This is a genomic window from Marininema mesophilum (assembly GCF_900106775.1).
Taxonomy (GTDB): Bacteria; Bacillota; Bacilli; order Thermoactinomycetales; family DSM-45169; genus Marininema; species Marininema mesophilum.
Genome location: NZ_FNNQ01000004.1, coordinates 159,932 through 176,359, shown reverse-complemented (window position 1 = coordinate 176,359; position 16,428 = coordinate 159,932). Strand labels below are relative to the sequence as shown.

General features: G+C 42.0%; 17 protein-coding genes, 2 tRNA genes and 4 pseudogenes. 7 read left to right on the top strand and 16 right to left on the bottom strand.

Annotation, left to right across the window (positions count from 1 at the left end; genetic code table 11):
* Positions 1–106: 106 nt before the first annotated feature.
* The gene (locus BLV90_RS05625) at positions 107–1,090 is read left to right on the top strand and encodes an asparaginase (protein ID WP_091737562.1); all 984 of its coding nucleotides are present in this window, start codon (positions 107–109) and stop codon (positions 1,088–1,090) included.
* On the opposite strand, the gene BLV90_RS05620 is transcribed toward BLV90_RS05625, so the two are convergent.
* The 6 genes from BLV90_RS05620 to BLV90_RS05595 form a co-directional block, all read right to left on the bottom strand.
* Complete coding sequence (locus tag BLV90_RS05620) at positions 1,087–2,079, bottom strand: YpdA family putative bacillithiol disulfide reductase (protein ID WP_245726258.1); 993 nt, start codon at positions 2,077–2,079, stop codon at positions 1,087–1,089. The two genes, BLV90_RS05625 and BLV90_RS05620, sit on opposite strands and share 4 nt — an antisense overlap.
* 169 nt (positions 2,080–2,248) lie before the next feature.
* On the bottom strand, positions 2,249–3,529 hold the full coding sequence (locus BLV90_RS05615) for a Glu/Leu/Phe/Val family dehydrogenase (protein ID WP_091737559.1): 1,281 nt from the start codon (positions 3,527–3,529) through the stop codon (positions 2,249–2,251).
* A gap of 241 nt (positions 3,530–3,770) precedes the next feature.
* Positions 3,771–4,364, bottom strand: a complete 594-nt coding sequence (locus tag BLV90_RS05610; protein WP_091737556.1) for a genetic competence negative regulator — start codon at positions 4,362–4,364, stop codon at positions 3,771–3,773.
* 220 nt (positions 4,365–4,584) lie between these two features.
* Positions 4,585–4,661: transfer RNA gene (locus BLV90_RS05605), tRNA-Met, on the bottom strand.
* 3 nt (positions 4,662–4,664) lie between these two features.
* Positions 4,665–4,757, bottom strand: a tRNA-Ser gene (locus BLV90_RS05600).
* A 34-nt stretch (positions 4,758–4,791) separates the two neighbouring features.
* Positions 4,792–5,241: a hypothetical protein gene (locus tag BLV90_RS05595; RefSeq protein WP_091737553.1), complete on the bottom strand. Its 450-nt coding sequence runs from the start codon at positions 5,239–5,241 to the stop codon at positions 4,792–4,794.
* 219 nt (positions 5,242–5,460) lie between these two features.
* Between BLV90_RS05595 and BLV90_RS05590 the strand changes: the two genes are divergently transcribed.
* The gene (locus tag BLV90_RS05590) at positions 5,461–5,670 is read left to right on the top strand and encodes a ferredoxin (protein WP_091737550.1); all 210 of its coding nucleotides are present in this window, start codon (positions 5,461–5,463) and stop codon (positions 5,668–5,670) included.
* A gap of 64 nt (positions 5,671–5,734) precedes the next feature.
* On the opposite strand, the gene BLV90_RS05585 is transcribed toward BLV90_RS05590, so the two are convergent.
* On the bottom strand, positions 5,735–6,073 hold the full coding sequence (locus BLV90_RS05585) for a rhodanese-like domain-containing protein (RefSeq protein ID WP_091737546.1): 339 nt from the start codon (positions 6,071–6,073) through the stop codon (positions 5,735–5,737).
* A 145-nt stretch (positions 6,074–6,218) separates the two neighbouring features.
* On the opposite strand from BLV90_RS05585, the gene BLV90_RS05580 reads away from it, so the two are divergent.
* Positions 6,219–6,710, top strand: a complete 492-nt coding sequence (locus BLV90_RS05580; protein ID WP_091737544.1) for an inorganic diphosphatase — start codon at positions 6,219–6,221, stop codon at positions 6,708–6,710.
* Positions 6,711–6,812: 102 nt separating this feature from the next.
* Here BLV90_RS05580 and BLV90_RS05575 read toward each other — a convergent pair.
* The 3 pseudogenes from BLV90_RS05575 to BLV90_RS16505 all read right to left on the bottom strand — a co-directional run.
* Positions 6,813–7,544 (bottom strand): annotated as a pseudogene (locus BLV90_RS05575) (glycoside hydrolase); the annotation flags it as partial.
* A 53-nt stretch (positions 7,545–7,597) separates the two neighbouring features.
* Positions 7,598–8,251: pseudogene (locus BLV90_RS05570) on the bottom strand (IS3 family transposase); the annotation flags it as partial.
* Positions 8,238–8,416, bottom strand: a pseudogene (locus BLV90_RS16505) (winged helix-turn-helix transcriptional regulator); the annotation flags it as partial. The pseudogenes BLV90_RS16505 and BLV90_RS05570, both read right to left, overlap by 14 nt.
* 314 nt (positions 8,417–8,730) lie before the next feature.
* On the opposite strand from BLV90_RS16505, the gene BLV90_RS05565 reads away from it, so the two are divergent.
* From BLV90_RS05565 to BLV90_RS05555, 4 genes are read left to right on the top strand one after another with little or no spacing between them, the layout of a single operon-like run.
* Positions 8,731–9,936, top strand: a complete 1,206-nt coding sequence (locus tag BLV90_RS05565) for an MFS transporter (protein WP_091737535.1) — start codon at positions 8,731–8,733, stop codon at positions 9,934–9,936.
* 12 nt (positions 9,937–9,948) lie between these two features.
* Positions 9,949–10,086, top strand: a complete 138-nt coding sequence (locus BLV90_RS16150) for a hypothetical protein (protein WP_177167915.1) — start codon at positions 9,949–9,951, stop codon at positions 10,084–10,086.
* Positions 10,083–11,042 (top strand): LLM class oxidoreductase, encoded by a 960-nt coding sequence (locus BLV90_RS05560; protein ID WP_091737532.1) that lies wholly within the window; start codon positions 10,083–10,085, stop codon positions 11,040–11,042. The genes BLV90_RS16150 and BLV90_RS05560 overlap by 4 nt, the downstream gene beginning before the upstream one ends.
* 10 nt (positions 11,043–11,052) lie before the next feature.
* Positions 11,053–11,262: a hypothetical protein gene (locus tag BLV90_RS05555; RefSeq protein WP_091737529.1), complete on the top strand. Its 210-nt coding sequence runs from the start codon at positions 11,053–11,055 to the stop codon at positions 11,260–11,262.
* A gap of 135 nt (positions 11,263–11,397) precedes the next feature.
* Here the strand turns inward: BLV90_RS05555 and BLV90_RS05550 are convergent, their stop codons facing one another.
* The 6 genes and pseudogenes from BLV90_RS05550 to BLV90_RS05525 form a co-directional block, all read right to left on the bottom strand.
* Complete coding sequence (locus BLV90_RS05550; RefSeq protein WP_091737526.1) at positions 11,398–11,805, bottom strand: ATP-binding protein; 408 nt, start codon at positions 11,803–11,805, stop codon at positions 11,398–11,400.
* A 354-nt stretch (positions 11,806–12,159) separates the two neighbouring features.
* Positions 12,160–12,723, bottom strand: coding sequence for an IS3 family transposase (locus tag BLV90_RS05545; protein ID WP_091737523.1), 564 nt, complete (start codon positions 12,721–12,723; stop codon positions 12,160–12,162).
* 88 nt (positions 12,724–12,811) lie between these two features.
* On the bottom strand, positions 12,812–13,138 hold the full coding sequence (locus BLV90_RS05540; RefSeq protein ID WP_091737520.1) for a transposase: 327 nt from the start codon (positions 13,136–13,138) through the stop codon (positions 12,812–12,814).
* Positions 13,139–13,201: 63 nt separating this feature from the next.
* Positions 13,202–14,593 carry a HAMP domain-containing sensor histidine kinase gene (locus BLV90_RS05535; RefSeq protein WP_091737517.1) on the bottom strand — a complete coding sequence of 464 codons (1,392 nt, stop codon included), beginning with the start codon at positions 14,591–14,593 and terminating at the stop codon, positions 13,202–13,204.
* A 24-nt stretch (positions 14,594–14,617) separates the two neighbouring features.
* Entirely contained in the window at positions 14,618–15,265 is a 648-nt protein-coding gene (locus tag BLV90_RS05530; RefSeq protein WP_091737514.1) for a response regulator transcription factor, read from the bottom strand.
* An 87-nt stretch (positions 15,266–15,352) separates the two neighbouring features.
* Positions 15,353–16,416, bottom strand: a pseudogene (locus BLV90_RS05525) (undecaprenyldiphospho-muramoylpentapeptide beta-N-acetylglucosaminyltransferase).
* Positions 16,417–16,428 lie beyond the last annotated feature (12 nt).

Below are 16,428 nucleotides of genomic sequence, written 5' to 3'. Positions count from 1 at the left end.
ACTCGACCTGATTTAGTCTAGCTTCCGTGCACCTAACCTTTACTTTGGGGTAATATAAAAAGATAACCCTCTTCGAAAGGAAGAAACGTCCTCGAGACGGCACGCTATGAAGCAAATCGTAATTATCACCACTGGGGGGACTATCGCCATGGCCGCAGATGAATCAAGCGGCTCTGTCCTCCCTAAGGGATCAGACACCCTAAAAGAGGTGCTCCCTTTAATGGAACGGTATGCCCAGGTTACAATGGAGCATCTCCTTGATCTACCGAGCCCTCATATGACTCCTCTGGATATGCATACAATCAGTTTACGAGTAACTGAACTCCTCTCTTCCCCGGAGGTTGATGGGATCGTCATTACGCATGGTACAGATACCCTGGAAGAAACCGCTTATTATCTGGACCTTATCGTTCCTAGCGAAAAGCCTATTGTCCTAACAGGAGCCATGCGTAGTCAAGATGAACTGGGAGCAGATGGCCCTCCGAATCTCGTCCATGCTGTTCGAACCGCCGCCCATAATCGCTCTCGTAATCGCGGAGTACTGGTTGTATTCAATGATGAGATCCATGCAGCAAGCCAGGTGACCAAGACTCACACTAGTAATTTAGCCACCTTTCGTTCCCCTTCCCAAGGACCCATCGGCACCGTGACCAAACGAGATATCCTATACCACCGATCCACTGACAGGTATCCTCTTTTCCCACAAAAAAAACCCGCATGCCGCGTTGAGTTAATCAAAGCGACTGCAGGTTCTGATGACCTCTTAATCCGTGCTTCTCTTGCATCAGGAGTAGATGGATTCATTATCGAAGCTTTTGGAGCAGGTAATTTGCCACCGGCAATGTTACCTGGTTTGAAGGAAGCGTTAGCGCGAAAAATTCCCGTTGTTCTCGTCTCCCGGTGTTATAACGGATTTGTTGAGGACACCTATGGGTATGAAGGAGGAGGTAGTCAGTTAAAAAAGATGGGTCTCATCTTCTCCAATGGATTAAACGGACAAAAAGCTCGAATTCATCTCTTGGCTGCCCTCCAAAAAAGCCGAGATCCTGAAGAGTTACACCTTCTATTCCAACGTTCTCTTCACGATTAACTACTATGTGTCGCCGCCCCCTGACCTAGGTGGGCGGCGATTTTTTGTCCATGAAAGCGACCATTTTCAATAAAAATCGAGTTGGCATTGGACCCTGCTGCGATCACTCCTGCAATGAAAAGGCCTGGTACCTCTGTCTGCATTGTTTCAGGATCATGGATGGGTGCCCCTGTTTCATCATCTACCTGTACACCCAACGTTGTCAGCATATCGGTATTGGGATGGTAGCCTGTCATCGCAAAAACTGTATCATTTTTAACAGTAAAGAGCTTACCTTCTTGATCCAGAACCACTTCACCCTCACGAATCTCAATCAGGTTGGTATTCCAGTACATGGATATCCAACCCTTTTTAAGCGCGCTTTCAATCACTGGTCGTACCCAAGGCTTTACACTATCAGTAAAAGCTCCTTGGCGATATACCATCGATACGCGGGCACCTGCCTGGTGTAAGTCCATCGCTGCATCTACTGCAGAGTTTTTCCCACCCACGACGATGACGTCTAATCCTGCATAAGGATGACATTCCTTATAGTAATGACTTACCTTGGGCAGGTCTTCACCTGGGATGCCTAGGTAATTGGGATTATCATAATAACCTGTTGCCATCACAAGATTAGGTGTTTGATAGGAATGTTCCTGTCCATTTCGCACCGTATGAACAGTAAACAAATCTCCTTCACGAGTCACATGCTTTACTTCTTCGTAGGTATGAACATCCAAATCCGCCGCTTTTATAACCGCTCGATAATATTTTAATGCTTCTCCACGCATCGGCTTCTCCCCAGCGGTAATAAAAGGTAGCCCCCCCACTTCCAATAGTTCTGGTGTGCTAAAAAACTGCATAAATGACGGATAGCCGTAAATTGAGTTGACGACACAGCCTTTGTCGATAACAAGGGGATTCAGCCCCTGTTGTTTCGCTTCAATCGCTGTGGATAATCCACAGGGGCCTGCTCCGATAATGATCAGGTCATGCGTAATAGTCACGTTTTACTCCTCCTCAGATTAATCTTTTATGGGAAAAGAACAGAAAGACACCCTAACAATTGCAGGGTGTCCATTTATCCAGCTTGATCCCCGCTGTCCCCTTTAGCATGGGCAGAGACACAAACTTCATCCGGCCAAATACAAATGATTCGCTGGTTTATTATTAATATTATACCCAACCACGGAAACGAGAAGCTTCCGCCATTTTACGTACACCAACCATATAGGCTGCTAATCGCATATCCACTCTACGGGTCTGGGATGTACGGTACACATTTTCGAAAGATTTTACCATAATCTCTTCAAGTTTGGCTTCCACTTCTTCTTCAGACCAGTAATATCCTTGGTTATTCTGAACCCACTCAAAGTAGGAAACCGTCACACCACCCGCACTAGCTAGTACATCGGGTACCAATAGTACCTCCCGCTCCGATAAAATCCGAGTAGCATCGAGTGTCGTGGGCCCATTAGCTGCCTCCACCACGATCTTTGCCTTAATCTTATGGGCATTAGCCGCTGTGATCTGGTTCTCTACTGCAGCAGGAACTAGAATATCGCAATCTAATTCCAGTAATTCCTGATTGGAAATCGTCTCTTTAAAGAGGTTGGTCACTGTTCCAAAGGAATCACGACGATCCAACAAATAATCGATATCCAGCCCTTCATCATTATGGAGTGCTCCGTAGGCATCTGATATACCAATCACCTTGGCGCCAGAGTCGTTCATAAACTTCGCTAAAAAGCTACCCGCATTACCAAAGCCCTGAACAATCACTCGTGCCCCTTTTAAGGCGATTCCGCATTTTTTTGCAGCTTCACGCACCATCAGGGTAACCCCTTTGGCGGTAGCTGTCTCGCGTCCACGAGAGCCACCGAGAACCAGTGGTTTACCGGTAATGAATCCAGGAGAATCAAATTCACGAATCCGGCTGTATTCATCCATCATCCAAGCCATGATTTGTGAGTTCGTAAATACATCAGGAGCTGGGATATCCTTAGTCGGCCCTACAATTTGACTAATCGCCCGTACATAGCCCCTTGAAAGCCTCTCCAATTCACGGAAAGACATCTGACGTGGATCACAAATAATTCCACCCTTTCCGCCTCCATAAGGGAGATCGACGATACCCGCTTTCAAGCTCATCCAAATTGAAAGCGCCTTTACTTCACTCTCCGTCACATCGGGATGAAAGCGAACTCCACCCTTCGTCGGACCTACCGCGTCATTATGTTGTGCCCGATATCCGGTGAATACCTTCACCGTTCCGTCATCCATGCGAATGGGAATCCTCACATGCATCACACGAAGAGGTTCCTTCAAAAGCTCAAATACCTGTTCTGGGTATCCCAATTTATCAAGCGCTTTTTTAATCACTGTTTGGGTAGAAACCAGAACGTCCAAGTTTTCCCCAGTCTTTTCTCGGCTGGAATCATCGGACTGTTGTGCCATTCCTGACCACCTCAAAAAAGTTAGTTCCCAATAAATCCATCAATCAGTATACACCACCCGGCAATAAGAGAACACCCATTTTCGACTCTTGTTGCAAACAATTACATAATCCTTGCCTATGATGACACAGAAGCCAAAGAAAAATTTTATCGGACGTTCATGTATAAAAAGCATACCCTCGATGCTTTCATTATAATAATTAAAAAGATCGCGCCTGTCTGACGCGATCCCTCTTATACCATTAGGAGAACCAATGGAGAATTCCTTGGATCCCATCCTTCTCCCAAATTATTTTTCCGTATTCCTCTAATACATGTTCAGTCACGGTAGACGCTTCACCATATTCGCTTAATATAGCAATCCCCTGTTGAAGCGTCTTCAGTTCCATCTCCGTGTCGAGAACCAGGAAATAGCGGTCGCGATAGGCATAAACCCGTCCGCCCTCCGGAATCAGGGTTGAAATACTTTTGGCTGCCTGGACGAGATCTTCAAAGTCGTTGAACTGGAAAGTTACCTGGTCGCTCTCTTCTAACGTCACTTCCAGTTCATACATTTCATCCCCATCCAGTTCTTCTAGATCCGAGGCACTTGGGGTGCGTCCTCGGGTGACAACGACCACCATTCCCTGAGCAGGAAGGGCAAAAACTTCCACCGCGACGGGACCAGATATTTCAAACCGTAGTTCTTCATAAGCTTGATCCATCATATCGTTAAAAAGTTCATGAACCTTTGGAATGTCCCGCCACATATCTTCTTTCTCGATGCCCCGTTCCATCAGATCATCCAGGGACAGAAAGAAGCGGATCTTATCTCTGCTGAGTCGCTCGACACGCATGGTTTACCCTCCCTCGCTGGAGACCCGCACATTACAGCGTATGAGGGTACAAGCAGAATCGTTACGCAACCGGGTCTCCTTTTTTCTTTATTTTCTAGTCCAATCATACACGATGTACTTGTCCTTTGCATCCGTCACCTCAATGAAGTCAATTAAATAAAAAAGAAGCCCGTGAGCCTATGTGCGGCCGGGTCTCTTTCCACTTCCGAGGTGGAAACGGTGGTAGCGGCAGAGGGTCTCGAACCCCCAACCTCACGGGTATGAACCGTACGCTCTAACCAGTTGAGCTACGCCGCCTCGTGGCGGAGAGGGAGGGATTCGAACCCTCGAGACGGAGGTAACCGCCTACACGATTTCCAATCGTGCTCCTTCGGCCAGCTCGGACACCTCTCCATTTAAAGATACTTATTTATAATAAAGGATTTAATCATTCATTGTCAAGCAGATTCTCTTTCAATGACGCCTTGTTCTTTTTCCAGCCACTTCTTTGAATCACTCGTTTCAACCGTATATAATTCCACACCTCTCTTAGCAACCAAAAAAAGATGACGTACCTCCCCATCCAATTCCATTTGTAAAAGAGAAATATTAGAGAGCCTCCAGCTATCAAGCCCGGCCACAGATTTTTACGACGAAGGGGGTCCAACATTGGGAGTGGGAATTCAAGATAACGTGTGACTCCCCGTACAACAACACGGGAACCTAGAAAAGCTCCACAGCACAAAAAAAGGAAAGCTGACAAAGATTCAAATGAGAGAATTCGCCACCAATTCCAGGATGAGCTCCCTTCAACCCATTCAGTTACCCACATGACTGATAAAAAGGAAAACCCCCATGCTCCCAAAGCCTGCCACCACAGTTTTGCCAACTTTGCCATCCTAGCACTCCCTTCTCCACTTACTATAACCTATTTTTATGAATCCGCTTTCACTCCACTCTTTCCTAAAAAATAGGCGGACACCTTCCCTTCATACCAATAAACTAAAAGAAAAGAACTGTGAGGAATGCTTGCACAAAGTAACAAACCCGTCTACAATGAGGATTGGAAAAGGGCTTTGTTATCGGATTTTTTAACGGGGAAGGGGAATTATTAATCATGCGTACTTGGGTGGATAAAGATACCTGCATCGCATGCGGTGCTTGTGGTGCTTGCGCGCCGGATGTTTATGACTATGATGAGGATGGCATCGCATATGTGATCCTTGATGATAATGCTGGTACGGCCATTGTACCAGAGGAGTTCCACGATGACGTCCAAGATGCGATGGAAGGATGTCCGACGGATTCCATCAAAGTTGAAGATTAAGCCAAAGGGATACGCCTTTACGATAAAAAAACTGCCATCCGAAATCGGATGGCAGTTATTACGCTTATTTCGGGCGTACATCCTCCTCATCGAGATGTAAACTTACTTCGGCCATTCCACCCTCTACATTGATTACTTGAGGATACCCCTGCTGATGAAGAAAATGAGCTGCGTGGGCACTCCGTACTCCATGGGCGCACAGGACATAAATCTCTTTCTTCTGATCCAAGCGGTCCAGATTATACGGCAAGGTATGTAAAGGGATTAATAACGCTTCCTCTAATCGATATATCTCCCACTCCCGTTCTTCACGAACATCTAACAAGAGTGCTTGCTCCAGCTCTCTTAATTGATACTTCTTTGCAAACCTCTTGGCTTCAATAAAGTGCTCTTCCTTGCCCATTGTTCATCCCACCGATCTATTCATCTTCTACCCATTGTACCATGCTAGAAAGGTTGCAACATTGATTCCTTCCCCAAAAGGGACTACAATAAGATTTGGAAAAGCCCTTAGGCTTCATACATATGCCCTTAAAGGAGGTACCTCCATGTCTCAGAACAAACTGACCGTGGATGCATTTATCGAAATCCCTACTGGGAGTCAAAACAAATATGAGTATGACAAAGAAAACGGTGTCTTCCGCCTAGATCGTGTCCTCTTCTCTCCCATGCATTACCCAACTGAGTACGGCTATCTTGAGAACACCCTCGCTGAAGATGGTGATCCACTCGATATTCTCGTATTGGCCACCTTCCCAACCTTCCCAGGTTGTGTGATCGAATCCCGTGTTATTGGTGTCCTCCTGATGTCCGATGACAAGGGCAACGACGAGAAACTACTCGCTGTCCCAACAGAAGATCCTCGTTGGACGGGTATAGAAAGCCTTGATGATGTAGCTCCACACATCCTCAAAGAGATCGAACACTTCTTCCGGGTATACAAAGACCTAGAAAACAAGGAGACCAACATTATCGGTTGGAGAGGCGTCGATGAAGCCGCCCGTCTCTATGAAGAAAGCCTTGCCCGCTATAAGGGGTAAGTAATTGGATGCAAGAAAAAAGAACCTGTTTCCCCTTTATTAAAAGGAACAGGTTCTTTTTTTATGCTTCATCGCAAAGGTCGCAAGGAAATGAGTTAGTTTTTAAGGTTTATATACCTTTTTGGTATTCCCTTCATAAATAACAACCGATTTTGCTTGGATGGTTTCGTTGTTGTATTGAAAGGCTTTATTTGAAAAATTGGATACGACTCTTAAATTTCTTCCAAACTCCGTAGATTGCACAAGGCGATCCTTTGAAAGAATCTTAAATCCTGTCATCGGCTTTTTAATCGCCTTGCGGTTAAAAAGGGACCATTCTTTTACATGGGTAATGATCTTATTTTTATCTTCATCCCATTTTTGCTTATTCAAATTGTACAGCGGTGGTACATTATACAAAAACTCATATTGCATTCGATTTTTAATTTCATTTTTGATTTTCAAACTTCCCCATTCCCAATGATGGGTTGTGACCATCGAATCATTATATACCAATTTATAGAGAGGCAAAGAATAGGTTGGATCAAGATAGATGCGTTTATATAAATTTTTGATTGGAACCTGTTTCCCGTTACTATCAGGAATTTTCCCATCTTCGGCCCAATAACCTCCGACGTAATAGGGACTCTGTTTATTTTTTCTCATGTCCGGGTCTCCCCAAGCAATGACAGGAGTTTCTAAACCATGAGCATAAGCAATATCTTTACTTGCAAAGTCGTTCCCTTGTTCTGAACCGACTACCATCTGCTTTTCTTTCGCAATATAAGCCATTCTTTTTAGTCTTGCCTTCATGTCTTGTTCTTGTGTTGTAATATGTTTTGGAGAATAGTCATCTGGACTTGAGTCAATAAGTGAGACAGTAAAAAGTTAAGTCTAAACGGTAGCTTCTTGAAAAACTGCTCTTCAAAGGCTTGTGGAGTTTGGTAGTTTAATTGACTGTGAACACGCTGACGATTGTACCAGCCCTCAATAAATTGAAAGAGGGCGACTCTTGCTTCTTCAAAGGTCTGGTAGCGACGATGGTGGACTTCCTCTTTCTTTAAAATCGCATGAAAAGATTCGATGCAGGCGTTATCGTAAGGACAACCTTTTCGGCTGAAAGACTGCTTGATTTGCTGGCGTTCAAGGAAAGACGCTAGTTCTTCGCTGGTATATTGCGAACCAAGGTCAGAGTGGAGGATGAGACCCGGGCTCTTAGACTGATCGTGGAGGGCATGCTGAACAGCCCTCATCACAAGCGCTGTTGTCATCGTTCGTGAGAAGGAATAGCCAATGATCTTTTTAGAGTGTAGATCCATTACCGAGGCGAGATAGCACCAACCGTCTCTTCGTGTTGGGATATACGTGATATCGGAGACCCATTTTTGATTCAAGGCAGTGGTTGTAAAATCCCGTTGTAAGAGATTCTCCCGTTCTTTTGTAGGGGAAGTCCCTTTGCGAAAAGGACGAAACTTCTTGTACGTGATGGAGGCAATTCCTAGTCTTCGCATGAGACGTTGAACCCGCTTGATACTCACACCGATCCCTCTCAGATAAAGAGTATTCCACCTTTGGAGGGATCTGGCATACGTTTTCCGTATAATGATCCCATCTGCTTCAAGCTCACGGAGCTGCTGGGTTAGCAAACGTTGAGGGATGTTAGGCATAAGCTTCTTTAATTCATGTGTTCTCTTTTTGGTTTCTCTCAAATGACAGAGAATGATCATCTTCCATTTCCCCCCTATAACATCTAGAGCGGCTTCAACTGGAAGAGAAATGAAAGTGCGTACTTTTCAAGAGGAGATGAGTTCATAATCGAAAGTGTTCTCTTCGAATGTACAGACCACATCGCGTCTTGTGATTCAAGAGTTCACGAGGGTACTTTTAAGTACCTATATGACTTTTAAGTAACTACGATACTTTAAAGTGCGTTATTACATTTATTTAATATACACTTCATAATGATGTGTACAAGGAATTGGGGTTGGCGCCAACTGTTTCTGAAACTTAAACTTATTTATATTTAAGGAGGAATTTCTAAATGAGTTCCCATGCAACGACAATAGATACCTCAAACTCAAAAGGAGTCACTCCAGCCTTATTAGCACTTGCAATCAGTGCCTTTGGAATTGGAACGACAGAGTTTGTTCCAGTCGGATTATTATCATCGATCGCGGATGATCTATCGATTTCAATTACACTTGCCGGTTTATTAATATCCGGATACGCCATCGGGGTTGCCATTGGTGCACCGGTATTAACAGCACTAACGAGTAAGATGAGCAGGAAATCTTTACTTATGTCTTTAATGATCATCTTTATCGTCGGTAACTCGGTTGCAGCCCTTTCAACCAGTTTTGGTTTATTACTAGTAGCACGCTTTATTACGGCCTTTTCACATGGTATTTTCTTTTCCATCGGTTCAACCATCGCGGCGGATTTAGTGCCTGCTCATAAACGGGCTAGTGCCATTGCATTTATGTTCACTGGTTTAACGGTAGCCACTGTAACTGGAGTTCCACTAGGAACGTTTATTGGACAAGCATTTGGATGGAGAGCGACATTCTGGGGAGTGGCATTACTAGGGGTTATTGGAATTATCGCCAGTGCCATTCTTGTTCCAAAAAATCTGAAAGAAGCTCCACCAGCGAAATTTAGTGAACAACTTAAGATTTTAAATAATGGCAAATTATTATTGGCTTTTGCGATTACAGCACTTGGGTACGGTGGAACATTTGTTGCGTTCACCTATTTAACACCACTGTTGGAAGATGTCACAGGCTTTAGTTCAAAATGGGTCAGTATCATTCTTCTTGTCTATGGTATTGCGGTAGCGATCGGGAATGTTATTGGAGGGAAAGCATCGGATAAAAATCCACTAAAGGCTTTATTCTGGATGTTCTTGCTTCAGTCCATTATTTTGGTTGCATTGACATTCGCAGCACCATTTAAATTAGTAGGATTGATTGCCATCTTCTTAATGGGGCTATTCGCCTTCATGAATGTACCAGGATTGCAAATTCTCGTTGTGAATCTAGCTGAAAAATATGTACCATCGGCAGTAAATGTTGCATCAGCCCTTAACATTGCCGCATTTAGCGTGGGAATTGCGATCGGTTCCTTTGTAGGGGGAATGATCGTGGATGGAATTGGTATCATTCATACACCTTGGATCGGGGCCATTATGGTACTGGGAGCAGTATTATTAACGGCTTGGTTACGCGGGTTAGAACGTAAATCAGCGTAAGGAGGAAAGCAAATGGTACAAGTTTGGAAAGAGCAGATCATACACAAAAAGAAGGTTCAACGAACATCTATTGGGCTAATGACTATTTTTGCAGGGACGGCGGCGATTGCCGTCCTTCGCAAAAAAAAGGAAAGGAAGCGAAAAGAATGAATCCATTTCTACAACACAAAGCATATAGCCGAATGTATAAAGAAGGGGAATTGACACTGGGACTTCACATTCCTCTTGAGAATTATCAGTTTGAGACACCGACAATGGAAAAACAAGTCGAATTGGCTCAATTGGCAGAGAATCTTGGTTTCACAAGCCTATGGTTTCGAGATGTGCTTCTTGAAGACCCGAACTTTGGAGATCCTGCAGTCGGTCAAATCTATGACATGATGATTTATCTCACTTTTTTAGCTAGTCAGACAAAGGAAATTGCCCTTGGCACAGCAGCAGCAGTTTTACCATTGAGACATCCTCTTAGAGTGGCCAAAGAAATTGCGACCATTGATCAGTTATTCCCCGAAAGGTTATTGTTGGGTGTTTCTTCCGGCGACCGGAGAGCTGATTTTGGTGCTCTCGGCGTATCTCATCCTAATCGGGGCAAGCTGTTTATTAAAGCTTTTGATTATTTAAATGAAGTCCTATATAAAGAGTTTCCTAGAATTGATACATCAGTAGGTTCCATCCATAATGCGAATTTAGTTCCAAAGCCTACAAACCGAATTCCCACTTTTATAACGGGATATGCCCAGCAGGATATGGAATGGTTTGCCCAGCATGGAGATGGTTGGATGTATTATCCACGCAGCCCTCATGATCAAGAAGTGACCATCAAGAGGTGGAGAGAACTTGTAGAAGAATATCAGCCAGGTGTATTCAAACAATTCAGCCAGCCGATGCACCTTGACTTAGCTGAAGATCCCAACGAGATTCCAAGGCCCATTCGTCTTGGTTTCAGAATTGGACGGAATTATCTGATTGAACTTCTGAATATCTATAAACATGCCGGAGTCAATCATCTCTTCTTTGCTCTCTTCGACAGTCAGAGACCAGCCGAAGAGGTCATTCAAGAATTAGGGGAAGAAGTGGTTCCACATTTTCCGGGATTGAAGGTGTAGTAGTAGGGTTATGATTGGTATCGGAATTTGTTCTTACCGTGGACAAGAACAGCTTAGCGAGTTAACTATTACCATTCTTGAGTTAGAATATGATGATGTGTTAATAGAGGTCAAGGCATCTTCGGTGAACCCTGTTGATTGGAAAGTAAGAGAAGGGCATCTTAATTCAATAAGTGAGAAACCGAACTTAAAGAAAAACACTCGTTCCAATAAAGAATAGAGTGAAGAGAAGACCAGTTGGAAAATCAACTGCCTACTCTCCCATTAAATAGCCAAGGGTGAGCAATTCACCTTTGGCTATTTCAAATTATCATGTTAAAGCACTTCAATAAATTCACTTACGTCAAAAAGAGTTTTATACGTTGATACTAAAGTTTATTTGTATCTCTTCATTAGTTTTTATGTCGAAGATTCGACCGATTTCTTGAGAAGTCATGATGATTTGGGTAGTCGGATGATTAAACAAGAGAGATAGTGTATCTGAATGGGCTGGTAATGCATCCAAGAGGATTGTAACAGGGGGTTTACTTGTATTCAGAATAGATACTAGGTTGTCTATTGTTTCTTGTGGTTTATCATCGTTCCAATTAATCTTTTCTGCACCAATTAGATAGTAGTCCTGATGAGATTGGTCAGGGACAAAAACGGAGTAATGATCTTCATGATAAGCTCGTAATAACTTGAATTTCTTTTGCAAATGATACGTCTTTCCGATCCCTACCCCTCCAACGAATGCGATGTGTTTCGATTCCACTGTTTTCACTGTTTGTCCTCCTCCTGTCATTAATAGAATAGGTGATCCGGCTAACGTTAGCCTCATTTCTTTCTCTTTGAAGAGGGTTACTAAGTCAGGTGCTTAAGGGTGAAGGCCGAAGGCTAGCGGAGCCGTCGAAGGGCCGGTTGATACGAGCGAGGGACGGAATGAGCGCGTGGGAGGAGTGAAGAGAGTCCCTCTGGGAGTATCAAGTTGCACTTTTCGTGCAATAAGAAAGCGCCCTTCTATCAAGGGGTTTTGATTGATTTGGTAGATAAAGTAAAGCGACCCGTGTAGCGACAGTTGGAACGACTGTTGCAACGACACATCTAGCGACTGATGGAACGACAGATAAAGCGATTTTTAACCAAGCATTTTTTGCGCTTTCATCCACCCCTGTTGATCGAGTAAAAACAGAGTTTCTTCACCCGCCGTAAAAAAACGCATCTCCGGTTGATACTCGTGTGTTTCCATCGTTTCTTGAACCTCGGGGTCCCATTCTACAGTCTGTAGAACTTGTCCCAAGCTAGGATGAGGATTTAGATGATAAGAAACCACTTCATTATTAAACAAATCGAGCATCACCGAAAGATACATTCTTCTCCCTAAAACAGAGATATACGTAACATCCGTTACCCATTTTTGATGAGGTCGTTCCGCTTGAAATTGCCGTTCGAGTCGGTTCGGAAGTCTCTTTTTGCCATAGGTAGCTGAGTAGATATAGGGGCGTTTTCGCCGGATGACGGCCTGTAATTCTAGCTGCTTCATTAAACGATAGACGCGTTTGTGATTGATTCTCCAATTGTATTTCCTCAGGAAGTGAATCCGCATACGCCGATAACCATAGATGCCCTTCATCTCTTGATATGCTTGAATAAGGGCTTGTTTCAGAGGTTCATCGATGTTCGACTCTCTGCGTTTTGCCATTTGTAGTATCCACTGCGGGAGACATGAGCGATCTTACACAATAATTGTACTGGGAAATGGGATCGAAGCTGGTGGATGACCTGAAACCTTACCGATTTGGCACATCCCACCCTTCTTGTTGCAACAACTTTTTTAGATATTCGTTCTCAGCCCGTAATTGTAGATTCTCCTCTTCCATACTTTTTGCTTGGGGAGAACGTCTCTTCTTATTGCTAGATTTCCCTCGATGATCTTTCAGACCTTCTTCTCCTTTTTCTTGAAAAGCTTTTACCCAACGTTTCACATAGGTATGGCTCGGAAGACCTAATTCTTTAGCAATGGACTTCAAACCTCGATGTTCTTCCAAGTACATTCGTACTGCTCTGCGCTTATACTCTGGACTAAATGAACGAATTTCTTGCCCCTTTTTCGCCATACAAAAACCCCCTTAAATAGATTTACACACTTTTTTTGGTGCGTCTACTTTAAGGGGGTTACTTCAATTAATCGAGGCTTTTTTAAAATAAATATAAAATTGTATCTGATTATTGGATATTGAAACGCCATGATTAAAGTGATGACGATTGAGGATCGTTTTAACAATGGCTAACCCTAAGCCTGTGCCAGAGGTTTTCTTATTTCTAGATGCTTCTAATACATAAAATGGTTCCCAAATTTGTTCTAGTCCCTCTGTCTGGTTGATGTTGGTGCCATTCTTAATTTGAAAAACAATCTCTTGTTCAAGTTCCATCCATTCAATTTCAATTCGATCATCTTCGGTATATTTAATAGCATTACTAATTAAATTGCTAAGTACCATCTCGATCTTATCTTTATCGGCAACAACATAGAAGGGTGGTTGTCCATGTAGGTTAGAGGAAGTTACCTTTATTTTTTTTGTTTCAATCTCTATTTTATATGTTTCAAGGCAAGTATGGAATAGATCAGTCAAATTAAAGGTTGTACTATTTATTTCATCTCTTTCCATTTTTGTAAAATCTAATAGCTCCCCTATTAAATCTGAAATATTATCCGTTTGTTTTACAATCATGTCGAGATAGGTACCGTCGTCTAATCCATCTTTTATCCCTATACAATAGGCTTTAATTAAAGACAATGGCGTTTTCAGCTCATGTGTTAGATCAGACATAACAATTTTCAAATTCTTATTTTTCCTTTTTAACTCATCATGGGCCATATGAAGCTTATCACTCATCACATTGATACTGTTGGCAAGATCTTCAATTTCATCATTTGTTTTGATATGGACGGTTTCAAATTTTAAATTTGAAATATCCTCAGAAACATCTTTTAGCTCTTTTAGAGGGGTGGTTATCTTTTTTGATAATATCCAAACTAATACAACGATAAGAGTGATGGAAAATAGCAACATATATAAATTAAATTCATTAACAATTTGTGCTATATCACTAAAATGCACAATTGAGCTACCGACTAAGATGAGCATATTATCTTTTTGTATAAAACTTGCTAAGAAGCTTGATTTTAACTTCCCCTGGTCATATAATACATTGACTTTTTTTCCTTCTGCCAAACTTTGAAGGGTTTCATTTGTAATCCAAAATCTATTTAATGTGATTCCACTTTTGTATAATTGGGTGCTTACTGTCCCGTTTAATTGATCTATATTATTGTTAACAGGTACGTAAACAATCGTTATCCCATATTTATTTTCGATAGCTTCTCTTGATCTATCAAATTTATTTTTATCCATTTTTTCAATTTTACTGGTAATCTGTTTTAAGTTTTCTTTTGATTTATATAAATTATATTTAGGTAAAAAATATTGAGTAAGTAAGATTGAGATAGAAAAGATGACAACTATTGCTATAGAGATACTTATGGATAGCTTTTTTCCAAGCTTATTCATCCTTTTCCCTCCTTTTGGATCGTTTTATCCATTCTCTTCCTCCAAACTGTACCCTAACCCTCTATGAGTTTTTATGATGCCTTCTCCTATTTTTTCTCTTAGCCTTCTGATATGTGTATCAACCGTTCTTTCTTCGCCAAAGTAATCAAACCCCCAGACGATATCAAGGAGTTTTTTTCGTGTTAATATATTTCCTTTATGGTCTAATAAACAGTTCAAAAGTTCGAATTCCGTTTTTGTGGCATTTAAATCTTTGTTATTTTTATAAATTTTCTTAGCTTCTAAGTCAATTTTTATGTCTTTTACCTGAGCAACCTTCTCTTTCCTAAGGAGCTTCTTTGCCCTCGTCAATAGAATTCCTGGGTGAAACGGTTTTCTTACATAATCATCTGCTCCGATGTTAAGCGCTTCTAGCTCATCTTCATTTTCACTTTTTGCTGTGAGCATGAGTATTTTAACGTCACTGTTACTCTTTATTTCTTTACAAACTTGCAGGCCACTCGTCTTAGGCATCATCCAATCCAATATAGCTAAGTTGATTTTGTTACTATAAAAAATAGTGAGTGCCTCTTCTCCATCCTCAGCTAGAAAAACTTGAAACCCCTCTTTCTCGAAATATACCTTTAATATCTTTAACATATCTTTTTCATCATCAGCAATTAGTACGTTCATTTTTTCCCCCTATAAATATGACTTTATAACTTAACTAGCCACACACTAATTTTTACATCTATTAAAGATATCCTAAGCCTAGAATTTCTATACAGCTACTTCTTTAATTACATTCATTAACTTATCTACTGCCTGGTCATCTTTGTTCTTTTTCATATTTTCGATGTATTGTTCACGATTGCGATACAGCATGTTTATCACATCTATCAATGTATCGTTGTTCAAATTTTCTTGTAGAAGCATCTCTGCATAACCGGCACTTTGAAAAGATTGGGCATTGATGACTTGTTCTCCCCTGCTGGCATTGGAAAGTGGAATAAGAAGCATGGGCTTCTGCAAAGCCAATAATTCAAAAATAGCTGTTGAACCTGCCCTAGAAACTACGAGATCTGTTATCGCCATAACATCAGGTAACTCTTCGTTGATATATTCAAATTGTTGATAGCCTCTTCTCTGAATGGATGGATCAACCTTCTCTTTACCGCAAATGTGTACGACTTGAAAATCTTTCAATAAGGTATCTAAACTAGATCTCACAAGTTCATTAATGCGTTGAGCACCCTGACTTCCACCCATTATTAACAATACGGGCTTCTCCTCTGTAAATCCACAATAGGACATCCCTTTCGTGTAATCGCCGTTCTTTAATTCGTCTCTAACAATACCGCCTATATGAATCGTCTTCTTGTTCTTTAGATCTTCTTTCGTGTCAGGAAAAGACGTGCATACCTTTGTCGCAAAAGGAAGAGATAGTTTGTTAGCTAGCCCTAGTGTTCGATCCGGCTCACGAATCACGATTGGCGCTTTGTTTAGCCATCCTCCTAAGACGACAGGTACAGCTACAAACCCTCCTGCAGAAAATACAACATGAGCTTCTGCTTTCCTAAATAACCGATAGGATTGGTAGATTCCCTTGATTACCTTAACGGGGTCTTTCACATTATTCCAATCAAAATAGCGCCTTATTTCCCCGTTGAAATACTATAATATTGAACAGAGGGGAAACTTGTCATTAATTGTTTCTCAATTCCATTCTCAGAGCCAATGTAATGCACTTCCCAACCTTCTTCAATAAACTTTGGAATAAGTACGAGATTAACCATTACATGGCCAGCAGATCCTCCTCCAGTAAAAACGATTCTTTTCTTCAACTGGCTTTCACT

Coding starts and splice junctions, on each gene's coding strand:
- BLV90_RS05610 (WP_091737556.1), bottom strand. CDS start 4,364: ATGCGTGTCGAGCGACTCAGCAGAGATAAGATCCGCTTCTTTCTGTCC.
- BLV90_RS05555 (WP_091737529.1), top strand. CDS start 11,053: ATGATTGGTATCGGAATTTGTTCTTACCGTGGACAAGAACAGCTTAGC.
- BLV90_RS05625 (WP_091737562.1), top strand. CDS start 107: ATGAAGCAAATCGTAATTATCACCACTGGGGGGACTATCGCCATGGCC.
- BLV90_RS05545 (WP_091737523.1), bottom strand. CDS start 12,723: ATGGCAAAACGCAGAGAGTCGAACATCGATGAACCTCTGAAACAAGCC.
- BLV90_RS05590 (WP_091737550.1), top strand. CDS start 5,461: ATGCGTACTTGGGTGGATAAAGATACCTGCATCGCATGCGGTGCTTGT.
- BLV90_RS05530 (WP_091737514.1), bottom strand. CDS start 15,265: ATGAACGTACTAATTGCTGATGATGAAAAAGATATGTTAAAGATATTA.
- BLV90_RS05565 (WP_091737535.1), top strand. CDS start 8,731: ATGAGTTCCCATGCAACGACAATAGATACCTCAAACTCAAAAGGAGTC.
- BLV90_RS05540 (WP_091737520.1), bottom strand. CDS start 13,138: ATGGCGAAAAAGGGGCAAGAAATTCGTTCATTTAGTCCAGAGTATAAG.
- BLV90_RS05535 (WP_091737517.1), bottom strand. CDS start 14,593: ATGAATAAGCTTGGAAAAAAGCTATCCATAAGTATCTCTATAGCAATA.
- BLV90_RS16150 (WP_177167915.1), top strand. CDS start 9,949: ATGGTACAAGTTTGGAAAGAGCAGATCATACACAAAAAGAAGGTTCAA.
- BLV90_RS05615 (WP_091737559.1), bottom strand. CDS start 3,529: ATGGCACAACAGTCCGATGATTCCAGCCGAGAAAAGACTGGGGAAAAC.
- BLV90_RS05595 (WP_091737553.1), bottom strand. CDS start 5,241: ATGGCAAAGTTGGCAAAACTGTGGTGGCAGGCTTTGGGAGCATGGGGG.
- BLV90_RS05585 (WP_091737546.1), bottom strand. CDS start 6,073: ATGGGCAAGGAAGAGCACTTTATTGAAGCCAAGAGGTTTGCAAAGAAG.
- BLV90_RS05560 (WP_091737532.1), top strand. CDS start 10,083: ATGAATCCATTTCTACAACACAAAGCATATAGCCGAATGTATAAAGAA.
- BLV90_RS05580 (WP_091737544.1), top strand. CDS start 6,219: ATGTCTCAGAACAAACTGACCGTGGATGCATTTATCGAAATCCCTACT.